This is a genomic window from Flavobacterium sp. (genome assembly GCF_043780635.1).
Taxonomy (GTDB): domain Bacteria; phylum Bacteroidota; class Bacteroidia; order Flavobacteriales; family Flavobacteriaceae; genus Flavobacterium.
This window is the reverse complement of sequence record NZ_JAYWCK010000081.1, coordinates 1-19,758: the sequence shown is the minus strand read 5'-3', so window position 1 is coordinate 19,758 and position 19,758 is coordinate 1. Positions and strand designations below refer to the sequence as shown.

General features: G+C 34.1%; 20 protein-coding genes. 14 read left to right on the top strand and 6 right to left on the bottom strand.

Features of this window, described 5'->3' with window-relative positions; all coding sequences use genetic code 11:
- Positions 1 to 100: 100 nt before the first annotated feature.
- On the top strand, positions 101 to 619 hold the full coding sequence (locus ACH2BV_RS08090; RefSeq protein ID WP_395050213.1) for a hypothetical protein: 519 nt from the start codon (positions 101 to 103) through the stop codon (positions 617 to 619).
- Between the two features lie 115 nt (positions 620 to 734).
- Here the strand turns inward: ACH2BV_RS08090 and ACH2BV_RS08085 are convergent, their stop codons facing one another.
- Positions 735 to 1,778 carry an alpha/beta fold hydrolase gene (locus ACH2BV_RS08085; RefSeq protein WP_395050212.1) on the bottom strand — a complete coding sequence of 348 codons (1,044 nt, stop codon included), beginning with the start codon at positions 1,776 to 1,778 and terminating at the stop codon, positions 735 to 737.
- A gap of 259 nt (positions 1,779 to 2,037) precedes the next feature.
- Here ACH2BV_RS08085 and trxB point away from each other — a divergent pair, with 259 nt between their 5' ends.
- Positions 2,038 to 2,985, top strand: coding sequence for a thioredoxin-disulfide reductase (gene trxB, locus ACH2BV_RS08080; protein WP_395050211.1), 948 nt, complete (start codon positions 2,038 to 2,040; stop codon positions 2,983 to 2,985).
- 66 nt (positions 2,986 to 3,051) lie between these two features.
- Here the strand turns inward: trxB and ACH2BV_RS08075 are convergent, their stop codons facing one another.
- The 5 genes from ACH2BV_RS08075 to ACH2BV_RS08055 form a co-directional block, all read right to left on the bottom strand.
- Positions 3,052 to 3,888 (bottom strand): GIN domain-containing protein, encoded by an 837-nt coding sequence (locus ACH2BV_RS08075; RefSeq protein ID WP_395050210.1) that lies wholly within the window; start codon positions 3,886 to 3,888, stop codon positions 3,052 to 3,054.
- 87 nt (positions 3,889 to 3,975) lie between these two features.
- Positions 3,976 to 4,716 (bottom strand): head GIN domain-containing protein, encoded by a 741-nt coding sequence (locus tag ACH2BV_RS08070; RefSeq protein WP_395050208.1) that lies wholly within the window; start codon positions 4,714 to 4,716, stop codon positions 3,976 to 3,978.
- A 2-nt stretch (positions 4,717 to 4,718) separates the two neighbouring features.
- A complete protein-coding gene (locus tag ACH2BV_RS08065; protein ID WP_395050207.1) occupies positions 4,719 to 6,449 on the bottom strand; it encodes a PspC domain-containing protein in 1,731 nt (576 codons plus the stop codon).
- Positions 6,450 to 6,451: 2 nt separating this feature from the next.
- Entirely contained in the window at positions 6,452 to 6,784 is a 333-nt protein-coding gene (locus ACH2BV_RS08060; RefSeq protein WP_194311883.1) for a PadR family transcriptional regulator, read from the bottom strand.
- Positions 6,785 to 6,847: 63 nt separating this feature from the next.
- On the bottom strand, positions 6,848 to 7,303 hold the full coding sequence (locus ACH2BV_RS08055; RefSeq protein WP_395050206.1) for a DUF4870 domain-containing protein: 456 nt from the start codon (positions 7,301 to 7,303) through the stop codon (positions 6,848 to 6,850).
- Between the two features lie 233 nt (positions 7,304 to 7,536).
- On the opposite strand from ACH2BV_RS08055, the gene ACH2BV_RS08050 reads away from it, so the two are divergent.
- From ACH2BV_RS08050 to ACH2BV_RS07995, 12 genes are all read left to right on the top strand, one after another.
- Positions 7,537 to 7,995, top strand: coding sequence for a DUF4442 domain-containing protein (locus tag ACH2BV_RS08050; RefSeq protein WP_395050205.1), 459 nt, complete (start codon positions 7,537 to 7,539; stop codon positions 7,993 to 7,995).
- 337 nt (positions 7,996 to 8,332) lie between these two features.
- Positions 8,333 to 8,932 carry a nucleotide exchange factor GrpE gene (locus tag ACH2BV_RS08045; RefSeq protein ID WP_395050204.1) on the top strand — a complete coding sequence of 200 codons (600 nt, stop codon included), beginning with the start codon at positions 8,333 to 8,335 and terminating at the stop codon, positions 8,930 to 8,932.
- A gap of 57 nt (positions 8,933 to 8,989) precedes the next feature.
- A complete protein-coding gene (dnaJ, locus tag ACH2BV_RS08040; RefSeq protein WP_395050203.1) occupies positions 8,990 to 10,108 on the top strand; it encodes a molecular chaperone DnaJ in 1,119 nt (372 codons plus the stop codon).
- Between the two features lie 146 nt (positions 10,109 to 10,254).
- Entirely contained in the window at positions 10,255 to 11,178 is a 924-nt protein-coding gene (locus tag ACH2BV_RS08035) for an ABC transporter ATP-binding protein (protein ID WP_395050202.1), read from the top strand.
- 62 nt (positions 11,179 to 11,240) lie between these two features.
- Complete coding sequence (locus ACH2BV_RS08030) at positions 11,241 to 12,557, top strand: ABC transporter permease (RefSeq protein ID WP_395050201.1); 1,317 nt, start codon at positions 11,241 to 11,243, stop codon at positions 12,555 to 12,557.
- Between the two features lie 221 nt (positions 12,558 to 12,778).
- A complete protein-coding gene (locus ACH2BV_RS08025) occupies positions 12,779 to 13,942 on the top strand; it encodes a sigma-54-dependent transcriptional regulator (RefSeq protein ID WP_395050200.1) in 1,164 nt (387 codons plus the stop codon).
- Between the two features lie 67 nt (positions 13,943 to 14,009).
- A complete protein-coding gene (locus ACH2BV_RS08020) occupies positions 14,010 to 14,654 on the top strand; it encodes a DEAD/DEAH box helicase (protein ID WP_395050199.1) in 645 nt (214 codons plus the stop codon).
- 17 nt (positions 14,655 to 14,671) lie between these two features.
- Positions 14,672 to 14,887 (top strand): putative signal transducing protein, encoded by a 216-nt coding sequence (locus ACH2BV_RS08015; RefSeq protein WP_395050198.1) that lies wholly within the window; start codon positions 14,672 to 14,674, stop codon positions 14,885 to 14,887.
- Between the two features lie 70 nt (positions 14,888 to 14,957).
- Positions 14,958 to 15,563 (top strand): REP-associated tyrosine transposase, encoded by a 606-nt coding sequence (locus ACH2BV_RS08010; protein WP_395050197.1) that lies wholly within the window; start codon positions 14,958 to 14,960, stop codon positions 15,561 to 15,563.
- Positions 15,564 to 15,634: 71 nt separating this feature from the next.
- Positions 15,635 to 16,450: a Cof-type HAD-IIB family hydrolase gene (locus tag ACH2BV_RS08005; RefSeq protein WP_395050196.1), complete on the top strand. Its 816-nt coding sequence runs from the start codon at positions 15,635 to 15,637 to the stop codon at positions 16,448 to 16,450.
- Positions 16,451 to 16,613: 163 nt separating this feature from the next.
- A complete protein-coding gene (locus tag ACH2BV_RS08000) occupies positions 16,614 to 18,248 on the top strand; it encodes an ABC-F family ATP-binding cassette domain-containing protein (RefSeq protein ID WP_395050195.1) in 1,635 nt (544 codons plus the stop codon).
- Between the two features lie 70 nt (positions 18,249 to 18,318).
- Entirely contained in the window at positions 18,319 to 19,182 is an 864-nt protein-coding gene (locus tag ACH2BV_RS07995) for a phospholipase A (RefSeq protein WP_395050194.1), read from the top strand.
- Positions 19,183 to 19,758: the final 576 nt, after the last annotated feature.

The window sequence follows — 19,758 nt, the reverse complement described above, 5'->3', positions numbered from 1 at the left end:
TTTAAATGTGTGAATTTTGCAAATAACAATAATAAATGTGTAACATATTAATTTTGAATGATTCGCACCTTTACATCATAAATAATTTAATAAAATAGAAATGAAAACTTTAAAATTAATTACCCTAGGGATAGTAATGTTTTTCGCATCGAGTACGATGCACTCACAAGTGTCAATAAGTGTCAATTTAGGATTGCAACCCTCTTGGGGTCCAGTAGGATATTCTTCAGTAAACTATTATTATCTTCCGGATATTCAGGCCTATTATGACATAAGATCTTCTCAGTTTATTTATATCAGTGGAGGAACCTGGATTCGATCAAGATATTTACCAAGACAATATAGAAACTATGATTTAGACAATGGTTATAAAGTCGTATTGAATGATTACCACGGTTCAAGACCTTATTCTAATTACAAATATGACAAAATAAAATATTATAAAGGATATAGCAGACCACAAGAATCTATTGGGCATAGAAAAGAGAACCATGGAAATAATGGAAATTATAAAAATCAAGGAAATAATGGAAACAATGAGCATTATAATGGAGGAAGAAATGAAGGTCGTGGAAACGAAGGTCATGGAAATGGTGGACGTGGACACGGAAAAAAATAATTTCCTATTCTCCTAAAGATATCAATTGTATAAATATACAGGTTAAAAAATATCGGGATTTAAATCCCGATATTTTTGTGTTTTATACTTTTATTTGGATAAAGTAAAGATTAATCTAGTTTTCAATATCGTTATTCTTGATTTGTTTGGCATCTAAAAAATTAAGCATTCTGGTATTTACAGTTTCAGCCTGGTCAATTGATAAAAAGTGACCTGCATTTTTTATAATGCCAGTTTCAGAATGTGGCAATAACTCTTTTGCTTTTTCAACACTTTTTTCATTATTGACGATGTCATGGTCTCCTATCAATACTAAAATAGGCATAGTAAGCGATTTTAATTCCTTATCCGAAAATGGAATCATTTTTAAAAGAAACATACTGTTTGTTGCTTTTTGTGTGGCAATAAAATATTGGTCAATATATGCCTTTTTGATTTTATCAACATCAAAGGATATTGTTTCTAAAACATTTCTTAAGCGCTTTCGTTTTGGCGTAATCATATAAGTTAAATTAGTCAAAACTTTGGCTCCGGGACGAATCCATATAAATGTTTGTGCAGGACTTAAGAGAATAATTTTTTTGATTTGGTACTTTTGTTGTAGTGCTATATTTATGGACAGCCATCCTCCTCTGGAAGCTCCAATTAAACTGAATTTTTTAAGATTCAGCTGGTTGAATATTTCATCGTACCAATTCATAACTTCCTTCATCTCCTTTACTTCTCCATTCATGTGAGATTTTCCCGGTTCGAGCAAAAAATCTATAGCATACACTCTGTGATTTTCTGAAAGTGCTTTTATATTAGGGTACCACATTGTAGAACTGGCATTCATTCCGTGTAGCAATACCAAGGGTTCGGCATTTTTAGGGCCGCTTACAATTACATGTGCATTCCCAAAGTTTGTTTTGATATTCAGTTCATGAAAAGGTATTTTCCAAAGTTTTAAAGCTTTATCATAAGCCTTATAATAGCCAAGATCTTCGGGTTTTACTTCTTCTTTGTATTCCCCAAACTCCTCCCTTAATTGCTCTTGTAAGTCTTTATGAATTTCTCTCTTTTCAGGAATTGTTTTGACTCCTTTTCTTTCTTTCTTTTCACAGCTGGATAATGCCAAAACAATGACAGCTAATGCAATATATTTTATAAAAAAGTTCATAGATTTTTATTCGTTAGAGAAATCAAAGATACTCAATTAAAGGCTGCATCCCGCCTTTCATTTATTTAGCTGTTGCCATTATTGAAAATAGAAATCTCCTATTTAGAGATTGTTTTTGTGCATAAACAGGTTTAACCTATTTGGAAAACACTAAAAATCAAAAGTTAGTTGTAAATAGCAAAAATTGAATATTTAAGTTCTGAAATCCGGCAATTTTGACTTATTTTTGTAGCGTTTAAAAATATAAAAGAAACTTTCTATGTCAACTACAATCGAAAAAATTAAATGCCTAATTATTGGGTCTGGTCCTGCTGGTTATACAGCAGCCATTTATGCAGCTCGTGCTAATATGAATCCTGTTTTATATCAAGGAATGCAACCTGGAGGCCAACTAACCACTACTAATGAAGTTGAAAATTGGCCTGGAAATCCTGAAGGAATAACCGGTCCACAAATGATGGTGGGTATACAAGAACAAGCAGAACGATTTGGTGCTGATATCCGAGATGGCTGGGCAACTAAAGTTGATTTTAGCGGTGATGTTCATAAAGTATGGATTAATGACAGCATCGAATTGCATTGTGAAACTGTCATTATATCCACTGGAGCATCTGCAAAATATTTAGGATTGGATTCCGAACAACATTACTTAAAAATGGGTGGTGGCGTTTCAGCTTGTGCTGTTTGTGACGGATTTTTCTACAGAAACCAAGAGGTAGTAATTGTTGGTGCAGGAGATTCTGCTTGTGAGGAAGCCCATTATTTGTCTAAATTGTGTTCTAAAGTAACTATGTTAGTGCGAAGTGAGAAATTTAGAGCTTCAAAAATTATGGAAGCCCGAGTTCGCAAAACTGAAAACATTACCATTTTAATGAACCACGATACCGTTGAGGTTTTAGGAGATGGTCAGGTGGTTACTGGAGTGAAAGCAAAAAATAAAACTACAGGAGACATTTTTGATATTCCTGCAACGGGTTTCTTTGCAGCCATTGGTCATACACCTAACACAGTTATTTTCAAAGATTTTCTTACCCTTGATGAAACGGGTTACATAATCAATATTGCTGGAACTTCAAAAACAAATATTGAGGGTGTTTTTGTATCTGGAGATGCTGCAGACCATGTTTATCGTCAGGCTATTACTGCTGCCGGAACTGGTTGTATGGCTGCTTTGGATGCCGAAAGATATTTGGCTTCAAAAGAATAATCCTGATAGGATAATGTATTGCATAAAAAAGTCCCAATTTTTTTAGTTGGGACTTTTTGTTTGTGATTATTTCGTAGGTTTCTTGTTCAAATTTGCATTATCCATAAATCGCTTGATTTCTACCTTTTGTTCCCCATAAATTTTAATGTCTGAATTTCCGGAAGCTTCAACACTTAGATTCGTATTTACATTAATGCTACAATGCGAATAACCTTCGGCTATTAATTCTGCGGTTTTTATAACTAGATTATTTCCGGAAAATTCAGCATTGTTATCCAACCGAATGACTGCATTGGTTATGTCTCCTTCCAGATTTGCTTTTGATTTTTGATACATGTCGCATTTTAAATTAATAGATGTGATTAAGGCTTTCAAAGTTGAATTTTTACTCAATTCAATTGTTGCTTTCTCGGATTTTAAATTGAGTTCCGTTTTTGAATCGTTGTCTGTCTGCAAAATAAAATCATTTGAATTCACATTTAAATTAAGTTTAGAATCATCGAATGCTTTTAAAGTAATTTCGTTCAGTTGAATTTCCTGAATTGCATTTATGATGGCGCTATTTTTTGAAGTTACCATTTTCAACTCATTGGTATACGTAACTCTTACAATAAGTTTCTTGAAGTTTACTGCTTTTTTTGAAGTGTTTATTCTTAGCGTATTAGAACTTAAATCGATATTGATAATATCGTGAAGATTATCATCGGCTTCAATTTTTAATTCGCTTTTTTCGCCTCTATCCAAATAAACTTCAATATTGCCTCCAACTTCAAGTGAGTCAAAACTACCAATTTCCTTTTGCTCTATTGTCACTATTTTAGAGCCTTTTATTTTTTCGTTTTTTTGTGCCAATGCAAATGTGGAAACGAATAAGAACATCAGCAAAACAGAATAATTTTTCATTTTTTATTGAATTAAGAATACTACAAATATAAAAAAATCATCCACTTTTAGTGAATGATTTTTTATTTTTTTGGCAAAAGGAAATTCTTATTTTTCGTCTACGCTTCCGCCTGATGATTCTTCTTTTGATATTGTTTTCGGGATTTTATGATAACTTATAGAGCTACCACTTGAGGCTTTTGCATCAAGTTTTACAATCGGATTAACTGAAGTGCTACTTCCGCTAGAGGTTTGTGAAATCACTTCGTTTGCCATTAAATTTTCGGCGTTAATTTCACTTCCACTTGAAGAAGACGTTTCTAATTTTAATGCTTTTCCGCCTGCTTCAATACTGCTTCCACTAGTGCTTTCCAGAGAAATAGCATCGGCTTCGACATCAATATTTATTTGACTTCCACTACTCGATTTTACATCGATGTTTTCGGTTGTTAATACATTAGAACTTGTAATTTCAGATCCGCTACTAGCGCTCAAGCCATTGATAACAACCATTTTTACATTTACAACTGGTGTTTCGGTTGAATTGTAGTTTTTATCGGATTCAATTATCAAAACACCATTTTCTATTTTGGTAATAATGTGTTTTTGCAAATTATCATCGGCTTCGACAGAAATAGATTTAGTGTCAGATTGTTCTACATTCACTTTAATTCCCTGACTCACTTCAATGCTTTTGAAATCTTCATTCACCGTTCTTGTTTCGGTTGTGATGTTCCCGCTTCCTTCGATACTATTGCCAAAATTTAGAGAATGTCCACAGGATGAAAATAACAATGCTATTAGAGTGGCAACAATAAATTTAGTTATTATCGTGATGATTTTAATCATGGCTATTTCGTTTTGATTATTACTCCGTCTTTGTCTACTGATAACCCTTTTTTAGTACCTGTTTTATTAACTGTTACTGCTTCTCCATTTACTGTGACTGTAGTTGTAACAATACTGTCGTTTTCTTTTGAGTCTTGTGTATAATTTACATCGACATCGTTGTGTTCATTTTCATCTTTTGGGCAATTGAGGCATTTCACTTGATCATTTTCCACTTTATAAAGATAATCGCTGGAACTATAATGTAAATTGAAATATTCGTCGTCAGAACGATCGTAATCTTGTATACTTGAATCTGCTTTAAATAAAGTTTCTTTAGGCAAATATAAGGTAATTTCAATTATCTGATCACGGAATTTTTCTTTTAAATCGGTCAATAAATAATTATCTAAAATTAATTGATTTCCTACAATTTTATAACTATATTTTATCTTCTCCGCTCTTTGTTTTGCTTCGAAAAGTGTTTTTCCTTTTGCTTCTCTTTCAATTTGAATGTAAGGCAATTTCGCATCCGTTTTTTCGATTTTAAAACGGACAGTATTAGAATAGATTACATCATTTCCTGTAGAATCTAAGGTGATTTTAAAATCATCATGATCATTGATGCTTTTAGCAAAATATTCATTATGCTTGAATTTTATATAAAGGGTATCCGTTGGTTTCAGGTTTATAGTTTCTTTTTGAACTACTCTTCCATCAACAGCAAAGGCTGTAGCTTGTTTTATTCCTATGGTAATGGCTAATGAAATTGAAATTAACCAAATAGCCAGCAAGGTATATTTTGCTATGTTTCCAATGGATTTCAAGTTGGGAGATAATAATTTAAAGCCCAATAACGATAAGAAAAAGAATGGAATTCCAACTGCAAAAAACATCAATAATCCAAATGTCCAAACAGGGTAATCCGTAAAATTTCCAGCCTCAATAAAACTTTGCCAAGGCACCTCGATTACAGATGAAGAACCTAAAGTAAAGACACCGATAAACAATGCTGCCAATACAAACAATCCGGCAATAATCAAAATCACGCCAAGAAATTTAGAGAAAGCTCTCAATACGGCTATAATAAAATTCCCAAAAGAACTCCCTATTTTTTCAGCACCGGTTTTTACGCGGTTTCCCATTTCGTCATAATTGGCATTTTTGAATTTTTCGGACACCGTTTCAAATTCTTCACGAACTTTTTTTTCGATGTTCGAAATAGTTACAGGTTCGCCTGTCATTTCCAGTTTTTCGGCTGTTGTTTTTGCTTCTGGCATTACAATCCACAGAATGATATAGGCTAAGAAACCAGTTCCCCAAGCAAAAATCATTATCAAAAGAAATACTCGAAGCCAAACTTTGTCTATGCCAAAATAATGACCCAAACCAGCAAGGACACCACCAACCATCGCGTTTTCAGTATCGCGGTATAGTTTTCTTGTTTTAGAAGAAGAATAACTTGTTGAAGTATTTTCAGTTCCTTCTTCGTCAATTCTATAATCTTCCGGTTGTCCCATTACAGCAATAACTTCATCAACTTCTTTCATTGCAACAACGTGTTTGTCCGTTTTTTGCTTTTCAGTCAACAATTCCGAAACGCGCATTTCAATATCTTTTATGATTTCGTCTTGCCCTGATGAATTGGAAAGTGAGCGCTTTATCGCGTCAAAATAACGTGTTAGTTTTTGGTATGCATCTTCGTCAATATGGAAGAACATTCCGCCTAGATTTATGTTTACAGTTTTGTTCATGACTATAGTTTTTGTTTGGTGATTAGGTTTACTGCATCAGACAATTCAGTCCAGGTGCCATTTAATTCGTTTAAAAAAGTTTGTCCAATTTCGGTTAGTCCATAATATTTTCTTGGTGGACCGGATAACGATTCTTCCCAACGGTAGTTGAGCAATCCGTCATTTTTCAATCGGGTAAGTAGCGGATAAACCGTTCCCTCCACAACCAGTAATTTTGCGTTTTTCAAAGTATCTAATATTTCTGAAGTGTATGCTTCTTTGTCTTTTAATACTGACAAGATGCAAAACTCAAGAACACCTTTGCGCATTTGGGCTTTTGTATTTTCAATGTTCATGATTCTCTTTTTGTTTTTTTTTGATTAAATTTAACTGTTCATTTTTTGATTTATTGATGATGATTATTTAATAAAAGGTATCGTCAGCGGATACATGTATTTTTCTCCATTAGATGCTTTTACCGAAGCATAAATGATTAAAAAGAATTCCGCAACTTTCAGGCCAACAAATATAAAAATGGCGATTAGTGCAACGATTACAATTCCGGTTATATTTTCTACACTAAAATGATTCATAACAAAGTCATGGTCATTCATTACTGCATTTAAAGGAATATTGCTAAAAATTGTAATTATGAAAATAGGAATAGCAATCATTGCAAGAACTAAGGAGTATAATAATATACTCAATTGAAAGTTAAGCACTTGCTTTCCGTGATAATCTACAAATTCTGATTTATCTTTATTGGTGCTCCAAATCAATATTGGAAAAATATAATTCCCAAACGGGATGCAATATTGACTCAATGTGCTCAAATGTGTAAATGTTGCCAGGTTTTTTTCGTTCGTTGTTTCCATAGTTTAAAAGTATATAGTAATTTCTTATGCAAATATATGTCTAAAAGACAGTATCTTGTATCGCATAGTAGTAAATATTAACAAAATATTAACATTTAAATTTAACATGAATGTTGCTTTTTGGATGGTAACGGCTTATAATACAATGATTTTATGTATTTAAATAAAATTGAGTTGCTTCATAAATTTTAAGGGTATTATTTGTTATTTTTACCGAAATAAAAACATAATAAATGAAAATTTCAGTATCTAAGCTTAATAAATTTCTTTTTTTTAAATTGCCATCGGCATTTATATGCGGAGTCAGGGTAAAACATATTGATGATACTAAATGTGTGGTGACTGTGAAACATCGATGGATTAACCAGAATCCGTTTAATTCGATGTATTTTGCAGTACAAGCAATGGCTGCTGAACTATCGACAGGGGCTTTGGTTATGAATTATATTCAAAAAAGCGACAAAAAAATTTCGATGTTAGTGGCTAATAATAAAGGAAATTTCACTAAAAAAGCAACAGGAAGAATTTCTTTCGTATGCAATGACGGTCATTTGGCAGAACAGGCGATTCAGGAAGCAATATCCACTAAAGAAGGACAAACATTTTGGATGAAATCCATTGGAACCAATGAAAAAGGAGAACAAGTATCCGAAATGGATTTTGAATGGAGTGTTAGAACAAAATTAGTTTAATTTTCTTTTAATGAATCAAACAAAAAAAGCTTCGTTTACTAAACGAAGCTTTTTTTAAATATAATACATTGTGAATTAATAATAATTTAAAGTCCAGAGCCTAACCTTTAAGTTTTGTTTTAAAATCTATTCCAGATTTTAATCTTCACAAATTTATACAAACTAAATCGTGATAGTCTTAAAATTATATTAAATTTTTATTTCGACAGGAAGACAGATTTTTTTAATTAGAAATCACAACCCCATGAATCGAAATCAAATCTTAATAATTAATAGTGACAATTTGACATTTTAAAAGATTTGGCAGTACTTTTGCAATTAGTATAAAAGAATAAAAATGAAGTTTAAGAATTTTTTTAAAAATAGTACAAGAATGACGACTGAAAACAAGCTAAACGACGAAATTGTTGATCAAACTCCAATTGAAAACAATGAAAATAATGCTGATGACTTAGATGCCACAATCGAAGAAAGAGTAGAGGAAATATCTAAAGAAGAACAATTAACACAAGATTTAGCCTCCGAAAAAGACAAATTCCTGCGATTATTTGCTGAATTTGAAAATTACAAACGAAGAACTGCTAGAGAACGTATTGAGTTGTTTAAAACTGCAAATCAAGAAGTTTTGCTTGCTATGCTTCCTGTTATGGATGATTTTGACAGAGCATTAGCCGAGATTAAAAAGACTGATGATAACATCTTAATTCAGGGTGTAGAACTCATTCAGGAAAAATTAAAAAGCACTTTAGTTTCTAAAGGTTTAGAAGAAGTCGAAATAAAAGCAGGAGACGCTTTTGATGCTGATTTTGCCGAAGCAATTACTCAAATTCCAGCTTCATCTCCTAAGATGAAAGGAAAGATTGTTGATGTTATAGAAAAAGGATACAAATTAGGAGACAAAATTATTCGTTTTCCAAAGGTTGTTATTGGAAATTAATTCCTAAATCCCAATGTCACCCTGAGCGCAGTCGAAGGGCAAATTCTAAATTATAAAATGAAAAAAGATTTTTACGAAATACTTGGTATTACCAAAAATGCCGATGCTGCGGAAATAAAAAAAGCGTACAGAAAAAAAGCGCTCGAGTTTCACCCTGACAAAAATCCAGGTAATGCTGCTGCAGAAGAAAAATTCAAATTAGCTGCTGAAGCTTATGAAGTACTGAGTGATCCAAATAAAAAAGCAAAATACGATCAATACGGTCATCAGGCCTTTGACAATGGAGGTGGCGGTTATGGTGGTGGTGGTCACATGAATATGGATGATATTTTCAGCCAGTTTGGAGATATTTTCGGAAGCGCTTTTGGCGGAGGCGGAGGTTTTGGAGGCGGAGGCGGAGGCTCTCGTCGCGTAAAAGGAAGCAACCTACGCATCAAAGTAAAACTGACTCTTGAAGAAATAGCAAACGGAGTTGAGAAAAAAGTAAAAGTAAAACGTAAAGTTCAGGCTCCAGGAGTTTCCTATAAAACCTGTTCGACCTGTAATGGTCAAGGACAAGTAATGCGAGTGACTAACACGATTTTGGGCCGAATGCAATCAGCATCAACGTGTCCAACTTGCGGAGGTTCAGGTCAAATATTAGATAAAAAACCATCGGAAGCAGATTCTCAAGGAATGATTTTGGAAGACGAAACTGTAACCATAAAAATTCCTGCAGGAGTAGTTGACGGAATGCAACTTAAAGTGTCCAATAAAGGAAATGATGCACCCGGAAACAGTGTTCCTGGTGATTTAATCGTTGCTATCGAAGAAATTGAGCACGAATTTCTGAAACGTGAGGGCGAAAATTTACATTTTGATTTGTACATCAGCTTCTCCGAAGCGGTTCTTGGAATATCAAAAGATATCTCAGCCATCAACGGAAAAGTAAGAATAAAACTCGATGAAGGAATTCAATCCGGTAAAATCCTAAGATTAAAAGGAAAAGGTATTCCAAACATCAACGGATACGGTAACGGAGATTTATTAGTTCATGTGAATGTCTGGACTCCAAAAACATTAAATAAAGAACAAAAACAGTTTTTTGAAGCCAATCTCGAAAACGAGAATTTTATTCCAAATCCTGAAAAAAGCGATAAGTCCTTTTTTGAAAAAGTCAAAGATATGTTCTCATAATTTTTAATTATGTGAATTTTTCCCATCCTTGTGAAAACAAGGGTGGGTTTTTTTGTTTTATTTAACACGTTATTAGCACTATTTTTCTATTTTTACAAACCCGAGGCCGAAAGGCCAAACTGCCGAAATAAATTCAAAAAATCAGTATGAATAATATACTTGAAGTAAAAAATGTTGTCAAGAAATATGGTGATTATGTTGCCCTTAATGAAGTTTCTCTTACCGTTCCAAAAGGTAGTATTTATGGGCTTTTAGGTCCAAATGGCGCTGGAAAAACATCACTTATCCGTATAATTAACCAAATTACAATGCCAGATAGTGGCGAAATTATACTCGATGGAGAGAAACTAAGCCCAAAGCATATTCAACAAATAGGATATTTGCCTGAAGAGCGCGGTTTGTATAAAACGATGAAAGTGGGAGAACAATGTCTGTATTTGGCACAGATGAAAGGACTTTCACATGCCGAAGCTAAAAAACAATTGGAATATTGGTTCGAAAGACTAGGAATTCAAGGTTGGTGGAACAGGAAAATCCAAGAGCTTTCTAAAGGAATGGCACAAAAAGTTCAATTTGTGGTTTGCGTTTTGCACAAGCCGAAATTATTGATTTTTGACGAACCTTTTTCCGGTTTTGATCCTGTAAATGCAAATGTAATTAAAGACGAAATTCTGGAATTGAGAAATCAGGGTTCTACGATAATTTTCTCCACTCACAGAATGGAAAGCGTTGAAGAATTGTGTGATCATATAGCCTTAATTCACAAATCGAACAAACTCATCGAAGGAAGATTAGACGATGTGAAACGAAAATTCAGAACTAATAGTTTTGAAGTTGGTATTTTATCTGATAATGTTGAAGGTTTAATGTATGACATTACGCAGAAATTCAAAGTGGGTCAAACAAATTTCAAATCATTAAACAATGAAATAAAACTCGAAATCCAACTGGGAAATGCAACACCAAATGAATTATTAAATGTTCTTGTGCAAAGAGGACAAGTAACCCATTTTTTGGAAAAAATCCCTAGTGTAACCGATATTTTTATTCAGGCAGTAAGCGAAAAGTAATTTTAAAGTATTGTCACCCTGAGCGCAGTCGAAGGGCTAAATCCTAAATTCTAAATCAAAAAATGAGCATCATATCACTAATAATTAAAAGAGAATTTACTGCTAAAGTCCGCAATAAATCATTCATCGTAATGACTTTTTTAAGTCCCTTGCTTTTTGTAGGAATAGCCGTTTTTGTTGGCTATTTAAGCTCTATGAAAGCAGATACCAAAAAGATTGTCATTCACGATGAAACGGGTTTATTTGCTAATGAATTTAAGGCTTTAAACAGCAAGGATGGAGAATATGCTTATCAGGATTTATCCTCAATTGATGTAAAATCACTTAAAGACAGTATAACAAAAGAGAGTTATGAAGGCTTGCTTTATATTCCAAAAGTGACCAACGACAAGGATTTGGAAAATAAAATCCAGTTCATTTCGAACGAAAGCCCAAGTATTTCATTTATTGAAAATGTTCAGGATGTAATTTCAAAAAAACTCACCCAAGACAATTTCGAAAAAGCCAAATTGGATACATTGGCCATAAAAAATGCCGAAGCCAAAGTCAATATTAGTTTAGCCAAAGCTTCCGGGGAAGAAAGTTTGAAAGGACTTAACGAAATCAAGATTGCCATTGGAGGTGCTTTTGGATATCTCATTATGATGTTTATCATAATATATGGCAATATGGTAATGCGAAGCGTCATCGAAGAAAAAACAAATCGCATTGTCGAAATTATTATTTCCTCAGTTAAACCATTTCAATTGATGATGGGGAAAATCATTGGAACCTCATTGGCAGGATTGCTGCAATTCTTTATTTGGGCTATTATCGGCTTGACATTAATGATTGCTGCATCCGCTTTTTTAGGCATCGATGCCAGTCCAGTAGCAAAACTTCCTCCCACAATTATACAAAATGCCCATCAGGAATTTGCCGGAACCGCACAAATGTACATCAAGGAATTATGGGGTTTGCCTATCGCGACAATCCTTATTAGTTTTGTGATTTATTTCATAGGCGGTTACTTTTTGTATAGTTCATTCTATGCGTCAATTGGAGCTGCAGTAGACAACGAAACCGATTCGCAACAGTTTCTTTTGCCTATTATTATGCCATTGATTTTAGCCGTTTACATCGGATTTTTTACTGTCATCAACGATCCGCACGGAACAATTGCCGTCGTATTTTCGATGATTCCGCTCACATCGCCCATCGTGATGCTGATGCGAATTCCATTTGGTGTGCCTTGGTGGCAACTCGCCATTTCTATTACGTTACTTTTTGGAACCTTCTTTTTTGTAGTTTGGTTTGCCGCAAAAATATACCGAGTTGGAATATTGATGTATGGCAAAAAACCAACGTGGAAAGAATTATATAAATGGTTGAAATATTAAAATAATTAGGAGCTATTTACTTCGTCAATTCGCTTCGCTCGTGTCCCGCTTTCCGTGGCAATTCACGCCAAAAAGCGTGGGATTTCCACTGCAAACGAAGTTCACTGAACTCCGATGAAAGTAGAAATAAAGTGAAGTAATCGGGGCTAGGAATTCCGTTATAAATAAACTTGTGAACTTTGCGAAAAACTTTGCGAACTTTGCGGTAAAAGAACAAATAGATGTCAAAAATACTAATCATAGAAGACGAAGCCGCTATTCGAAGAGTGCTTGCCAAAATACTTTCCGAAGAGAATGATACCTATCAGGTTGAAGATGCTGAAGATGGACTTGCCGGACTCGAAAAAATAAAAAACAATGACTACGACCTTGTTTTGTGCGATATCAAAATGCCCAAAATGGACGGTGTCGAAGTGCTTGAGGCGGTCAAAAAAATAAAACCAGAAATCCCAATGGTGATGATTTCAGGTCACGGCGATATGGAAACTGCTATCCAAACGATGCGTTTGGGCGCTTTTGATTATATCTCAAAACCACCGGATTTGAACCGATTGTTGAATACGGTTCGCAATGCTTTGGACAAAAAACAACTTGTGGTTGAAAATAAAATTCTAAAGAAAAAAGTCAGCAAGAATTACGAAATGATTGGTGAAAGCGAACCTATCAACCATATCAAACTGATGATTGAAAAGGTAGCCCAAACCGAAGCCAGAGTTTTAATAACGGGACCAAACGGAACCGGAAAAGAGCTCGTTGCCCATCAATTGCACGAAAAAAGCCAAAGAGCTAATTTTCCATTAATAGAAGTGAATTGTGCTGCTATTCCAAGTGAATTGATAGAAAGCGAATTGTTTGGCCACGTTAAAGGTGCTTTTACATCTGCGGTGAAAGACCGTGCCGGAAAATTTGAAGCAGCTGATAAAGGAACAATTTTCCTGGATGAAATTGGAGATATGAGCCTTTCGGCTCAAGCCAAGGTTTTACGTGCTTTGCAGGAAAATATAATTACCAGAGTCGGTGCTGATAAAGACATCAAGGTTGATGTTCGTGTTGTTGCGGCAACCAATAAAGACTTGAAAAAAGAAATTGCTGAAGGGCGGTTCCGTGAGGATTTGTACCATCGATTAGCTGTAATTCTGATAAATGTTCCTTCGCTGAACGAAAGAAGAGACGATATTCCGTTGTTGATTTCGCATTTTGCCGAAAAAATCGCTTCTGAACAAGGAAATACTGTAAAAGAATTTTCACCGAAAGCCATCAAATTATTGCAGGAATACGATTGGACGGGAAACATTCGCGAATTGCGAAATGTGGTCGAACGATTAATTATCCTTGGCGGAAACGAGATTTCCGAAAATGATGTGAGGATGTTTGCATCAAAATAAATTTATATTTCCTACTTGTCCTCCCGAGCGCAGTCGAGGGACGAAAGGTAAAATCCTAAATTAGAAAATGAAACTAAAAAAAATAAACGAAAACCTTCAACAAGCGCTCATCGAAAACGGTTTGACCGAACCCAATGAAATGCAGCAAGAAACATTTTCGACCCTGAAAAGTGGTGCTGATTGTATTATTATTGCTCCAAAAGGAAGTGGTAAATCAACCACCATTGTGCTGAATGTTATTCAACAATTAAAAGGAGAAGGAGAAGAATCGCCTCGTGCCCTTATTATTGTGGAAGACAAAACCAAGGTTTTGGAAATGGAAGAGCTTTTCGAAAAGTATGGAAAATATACGGATTTGCGCGTGTATGGCGTTCACGATAAAGGCGATATGGAATATGATAAGAATTATATTTCAACGGGAATTGACGTTTTGATTGGCACTCCTTTTAAATTGAGTGAAATGTTTACCACGGCGGGTTACAATGTAAACCGATTGAAAATGTTTATTCTTGACGATGCTGATCCAATTTTGAAATTGCGTCACGAAACTCGTATTATGCGTATTTCAAATAGCATCAACAAAACGCAACGCATTATTTTTTCGGAAGAATTTACAGAGAGAATAGAAATACTTGCTGAGAAAATGCTCGTTGAACCGTTTGAATTCGATTTTGAGCGAGATGAAGAAAGTGAAGAAGAAACAGAAGAATAATTAAAAAATAAAAAAAAATGGGATTAATGAAAGTGTTTTCGGGAAGTGAGATTTTAGCAGTGGCTCTTAAGAGTAAAATTGAAGCTATAGGAATAACCACTGTTATTAGGGATAATAATCAATCTAATGTTTTGCCAAGTATTGAAAATGCAAAAGCAGTAGAATTATTTATTCAGGAAACTGACTTTTCAAAAGCAAATCCTGTGATTGAAGAGTTTAGATTAAGTATTTAGCAATGCTCCGCAAAGTCGCCGACTTTGAGGATGTGTTTTTCAGTCTTTGACTGAACATTAAAGAAAGTAGATGAAAGATAAGGAAGGATATATCATCAGAGATCAATCAAAATCACATTTTATAACAGCAACGGTTGTTGACTGGGTTGATGTTTTTACCAGAAAATCCTATAGAGATTGCATAATCGAAAGTCTTGAATTTTGTATAAAAAACAAAGGAATGATTTTGTATGGCTATATTATAATGTCCAATCACATTCATTTAATTATACAATCTGAAAATAATAAACTATCTGATTTGATTCGGGATTTCAAAAAGTTTACTGCTAATAGTATTTTGAATAAAATTGAAACAGAACCAGAAAGTAGAGCCGATTGGATGCTAAAACGTTTTGAATTTACTTGCAAAAGTAATAGCCGAAATGAAAAATATCAGTTTTGGCAATATGGAAATCATCCCGAAGAAATCTTTTCAGAACAATTCTTTTGGTCGAAATTAGATTACATTCATTTGAATCCTGTTCGTGCAGGAATTGTTGCTAAAGCTTCTCATTATATTTATTCCAGTGCTTCCAATTATGTTGACGATAATGGACTACTAGCAATTACAAAAGTAGATAATCCAGTAATTGATGTCTTAAAACCAAAAACGATTAGTACTATTTACAATTGGTAAAGGTCAGAGACCTTTTGTCACATCCTCAAAGTCGGAGACTTTGCGGAGCAAATTTTAAAATAAAATAAATAATGAAATATAAAATGCTGGTCGTAGATATGGACGACACCTTGTTGACCGACGATCACGAAATTTCAATTGAGAATGCAGCTATGCTTTTGAAAGCACAGGAGATGGGTGTTTATGTAGTTTTAGCTTCAGGAAGACCAACTTCCGCAATGTTAGCGTATGCAAAAGAATTGCAATGTGATATTAATAATTCTTATATGATTTCTTTTAATGGTTCTACGATAACGGATTTAAAAGCAGATGAGATTATTTTTGAACACATGCTGACCAAAGAACAAATTCATTCCCTATATGATTTTAGTCAGCAAAACAATACTCATATTATTACATATTTAGATGGGAAAATAATAAGTGAAAGCAATTCAGAATATATTGATATAGAAAGAGATATCACAGGTTTAGAACTTGTAATTGTTCCTAATTTTAAAGAAGCAGTTGCCACTTCGGCTGTAAAATGTCTTTTATTAGAAGAACCAAGCTATCTCAAAAGTGTTGAAAAAGTATTGAAAGCTGCAATGCCTGATTTGAGTGTTTGTATGTCGAAACCTTTTTTTTTGGAAGCCGCACCAAACGGAATTGACAAAGGAGCCGGCATTAAATTTTTGGCCGAAAGGCTGAATATTCATCAAAGTGAAATTATCGCAATTGGAAATGCTGGAAACGATTTAACGATGGTTCAATATGCCGGATTAGGCGTTTGGGTCGATAATGTCGATGATGAATTAAGAGAATTTGGCGATATTATTGTGGCTTCTAATAATAATCATGGCGTTGCCGAAGTGGTGAGGAGATTTATTTTGGAGGAATCAATTCTTTAAATCTGCTGTTAAATACCTTTTTTAGATTCACTAACAGATTGTTATTTAAATCTATATATTCTAAAATTGCCCAATTCCTCAATTAATCTATCTTTGCCACTTTTAAAAAATGTTCCAGTTTAACATATTTAAACTTTTGAACATTAAACTTTAAACCATACTAATGATTACAGTTAACGATATCTCCGTGCAATTTGGCGGAACTACTTTATTTAGCGATATTTCTTTTGCCATCAACGAAAATGACAAAATAGCCCTTATGGGAAAAAATGGAGCAGGAAAATCAACGCTTTTAAAGATTATTGCAGGCCAAAGCAAACCTTCGACAGGGAATATTTCAGCACCAAAAGAGGCTATTATTGCTTATTTGCCACAGCATTTATTGACATCGGACAGTTGCACTGTTGTGGAAGAAACATCTAAGGCCTTTGGAGAAATCTTTAGTATGAAAGCGGAGATTGACGAAATCAACGAGCAATTGACCATTCGCACCGATTATGAAAGTGATGCGTATATGAAATTGATCGAAAGAGTTTCGGACTTGAGCGAGAAATTTTATGCTATCGAAGAAGTCAATTACGAAGCTGAAGTGGAGAAAATCCTGATAGGTTTGGGTTTTGTTCGCGAAGATTTCTCACGTCAAACCTCTGAGTTTTCGGGTGGTTGGAGAATGCGAATCGAATTGGCTAAAATCCTTTTACAAAAACCAGATTTGATTTTACTAGATGAACCTACGAACCATATGGACATTGAAAGTATTCAATGGTTGGAGGATTTCTTGATCAATTCTGCCAAAGCGGTTGTGGTGATTTCGCACGACAGAGCCTTTGTCGATAACATTACCAATCGTACTATTGAAGTGACGATGGGTCGAATTTATGATTATAAAACCAAATATTCTCATTATTTGGAACTCAGAAAAGACAGAAGAGTACATCAGCAAAAAGCTTACGATGAGCAGCAACGCATGATTGCCGATAATCAAGAATTTATAGACCGTTTTAAAGGGACTTTTTCTAAAACCTTATCCGTGCAATCGCGTGTGAAAATGTTGGAAAAAATTGTTCCTGTAGAGGTTGACGAAATAGATACTTCGGCTTTGAAATTGAAGTTTCCATCCTCGATTCGTTCGGGACAATATCCAGTAATTGTTAAAGATTTGTCGAAATCGTATGGTGACCACGTAGTTTTCAAGGATGCTAATATTGTGATTGAAAGAGGCGAAAAAGTAGCTTTCGTCGGGAAAAATGGGGAAGGAAAATCGACGATGATTAAAGCGATAATGAAGGAAATTGGCATTGATGGCGGTAGTCTCGAAATTGGTCATAACGCACAAATTGGCTATTTTGCCCAAAATCAAGCCGCTTTATTGGACGAAAACGCTACGATTTTCGAAACTATTGATGATGTGGCTGTGGGAGATGTTCGAACAAAAATCAAGGATATTTTAGGAGCTTTTATGTTTCACGGAGACGATGTGACCAAAAAAGTAAAAGTGCTTTCGGGTGGTGAAAAAACCCGTTTGGCAATGATAAAATTACTATTAGAACCCGTAAATTTGTTGATTCTAGATGAACCTTCCAATCACTTGGATATGAAAACCAAGGACATCATCAAAGAAGCTTTGCGTGATTTTGATGGGACGTTGATCCTAGTTTCGCACGATAGAGATTTCTTGGATGGTTTGGCGACTAAAGTTTTCGAATTTGGAAACAAGCGAGTAAAAGAACATTTTGAAGATATTGCCGGTTTCTTGGCACACAAAAAAATGGAAAACCTGAGGGAGATTGAGAAATAAAAATTACTATATGATTATTAACGTATAAAGAGCTTGGTTACAATGATATAAACAGTATAAATATAATTTTATGACTAAATATTTTAATTTCACAAATGCTTTTGTAGTAATCGCAATTTTGTTTTTTTTATCCGCGAAGGGACAATCAGGATTGTTGTCGAAAAAGGCAAACTCCTTTCAAACGCTTACCGAAATTTGGGAATTGGAACCAGATACCCAAAAAGGAACCTTTTTTCTCTCGAAATACAAACCAATTTATGTCTTGCCATTTAGGTATACAATTAAACCAAATGAACTGCCTTATAATTCCGGTACAGAAGTTGTTTCGGATAAATATGTGCATATTGATGATTTAGAAACTAAATTTCAGTTGAGTTTCAAAGTTAAATTGGCACAAGACATCATATTTGGTAAAGCTGATTTGTGGATGGCATATAGCCAAAAATCATTTTGGCAAATTTACAATGCAGAGTTTTCAAGACCTTTTAGAGAAACCAATTATGAACCAGAGGTCATTTTGAGTCTTCCATCAAATTTTAAGATTTTTGGTCTTGATGGTAAAATGTTTGGAGTTTCTTTTAATCATCAATCCAATGGAAGAACACAGACGCTTACCCGAAGTTGGAATAGAATTATTGGTTTTGCTGCTTTTGAAAAAAAAAATTGTAGTTTTATTGTAAGGGCTTGGTATGCTTTTCAAATAAATGAAAATCCAGACATAAAGGATTACACAGGAAGGGCAGATGCTACTCTTGTTTATCTATTGAACAAAAACATTATTACCATTCACGGGCAACATTCTCTAAGAACGGGGCCATTAAATCATGGACAAATTCAGGTGGATTGGGGCTTTCCAATAAAAGGAAATCTAAGAGGCCATTTCCAATTTTTTGATGGATATGGAGATACGATGATTGATTATAATTATAAATAAACTGTTTTTGGAATTGGATTTTCTTTTGCTGAATTCTTGTGATAAATTGGTATATAGACAAAAAGCTATCATTAGAATTAATTAATTCGGGTCTCATACGATGGTAATTTTCCGGATGGTTTGGCTGCCAAAGTTTTCGAATTTGGAAACAAGCGAGTAAAAGAACATTTTGAAGATATTGCTGGTTTCTTGGCACACAAAAAAATGGAACACTTGAGGGAGATTAAAAAGTAAATTTTTCACAATATAAGTGATTAGAAAGATATATTGTCGCACTATCAAAATAGGATAAAACAATCACTAAAAAGAATTTTAGCCACAGATTTCAAGGATTAAAAAGATTTTTAAGGTATGTTACAAATTAATCTGTGCTAATCTGTGAAATCTGTGGCTAAAAATGTATTTTTAAATGTGACATTAAATTTTAGTCATTACTTAATTAAAAAGGTCGATGCTTGAAAATACAGTATCGGATTTTTTTTTAATCAAAAGAATTCCTCGAAGCTCTGCTTCGGGGTTCGATGGTAAGTAAAATTATTATCTTTGTTTTATGAGCGAACACATTCATAAGAGACA

Excerpts from the sequence above, each read along its gene's own strand:
- ACH2BV_RS08015 (WP_395050198.1), top strand. The coding sequence starts at position 14,672 with ATGGGATTAATGAAAGTGTTTTCGGGAAGTGAGATTTTAGCAGTGGCT.
- ACH2BV_RS08050 (WP_395050205.1), top strand. The coding sequence starts at position 7,537 with ATGAAAATTTCAGTATCTAAGCTTAATAAATTTCTTTTTTTTAAATTG.
- ACH2BV_RS08005 (WP_395050196.1), top strand. The coding sequence starts at position 15,635 with ATGAAATATAAAATGCTGGTCGTAGATATGGACGACACCTTGTTGACC.
- ACH2BV_RS08085 (WP_395050212.1), bottom strand. The coding sequence starts at position 1,778 with ATGAACTTTTTTATAAAATATATTGCATTAGCTGTCATTGTTTTGGCA.
- ACH2BV_RS08070 (WP_395050208.1), bottom strand. The coding sequence starts at position 4,716 with ATGATTAAAATCATCACGATAATAACTAAATTTATTGTTGCCACTCTA.
- ACH2BV_RS08025 (WP_395050200.1), top strand. The coding sequence starts at position 12,779 with ATGTCAAAAATACTAATCATAGAAGACGAAGCCGCTATTCGAAGAGTG.
- ACH2BV_RS08075 (WP_395050210.1), bottom strand. The coding sequence starts at position 3,888 with ATGAAAAATTATTCTGTTTTGCTGATGTTCTTATTCGTTTCCACATTT.
- dnaJ (WP_395050203.1), top strand. The coding sequence starts at position 8,990 with ATGAAAAAAGATTTTTACGAAATACTTGGTATTACCAAAAATGCCGAT.
- ACH2BV_RS08030 (WP_395050201.1), top strand. The coding sequence starts at position 11,241 with ATGAGCATCATATCACTAATAATTAAAAGAGAATTTACTGCTAAAGTC.
- trxB (WP_395050211.1), top strand. The coding sequence starts at position 2,038 with ATGTCAACTACAATCGAAAAAATTAAATGCCTAATTATTGGGTCTGGT.
- ACH2BV_RS08090 (WP_395050213.1), top strand. The coding sequence starts at position 101 with ATGAAAACTTTAAAATTAATTACCCTAGGGATAGTAATGTTTTTCGCA.
- ACH2BV_RS08035 (WP_395050202.1), top strand. The coding sequence starts at position 10,255 with ATGAATAATATACTTGAAGTAAAAAATGTTGTCAAGAAATATGGTGAT.
- ACH2BV_RS08010 (WP_395050197.1), top strand. The coding sequence starts at position 14,958 with ATGAAAGATAAGGAAGGATATATCATCAGAGATCAATCAAAATCACAT.
- ACH2BV_RS08045 (WP_395050204.1), top strand. The coding sequence starts at position 8,333 with ATGAAGTTTAAGAATTTTTTTAAAAATAGTACAAGAATGACGACTGAA.
- ACH2BV_RS08055 (WP_395050206.1), bottom strand. The coding sequence starts at position 7,303 with ATGGAAACAACGAACGAAAAAAACCTGGCAACATTTACACATTTGAGC.
- ACH2BV_RS08020 (WP_395050199.1), top strand. The coding sequence starts at position 14,010 with ATGAAACTAAAAAAAATAAACGAAAACCTTCAACAAGCGCTCATCGAA.
- ACH2BV_RS08000 (WP_395050195.1), top strand. The coding sequence starts at position 16,614 with ATGATTACAGTTAACGATATCTCCGTGCAATTTGGCGGAACTACTTTA.
- ACH2BV_RS08060 (WP_194311883.1), bottom strand. The coding sequence starts at position 6,784 with ATGAACATTGAAAATACAAAAGCCCAAATGCGCAAAGGTGTTCTTGAG.
- ACH2BV_RS08065 (WP_395050207.1), bottom strand. The coding sequence starts at position 6,449 with ATGAACAAAACTGTAAACATAAATCTAGGCGGAATGTTCTTCCATATT.
- ACH2BV_RS07995 (WP_395050194.1), top strand. The coding sequence starts at position 18,319 with ATGACTAAATATTTTAATTTCACAAATGCTTTTGTAGTAATCGCAATT.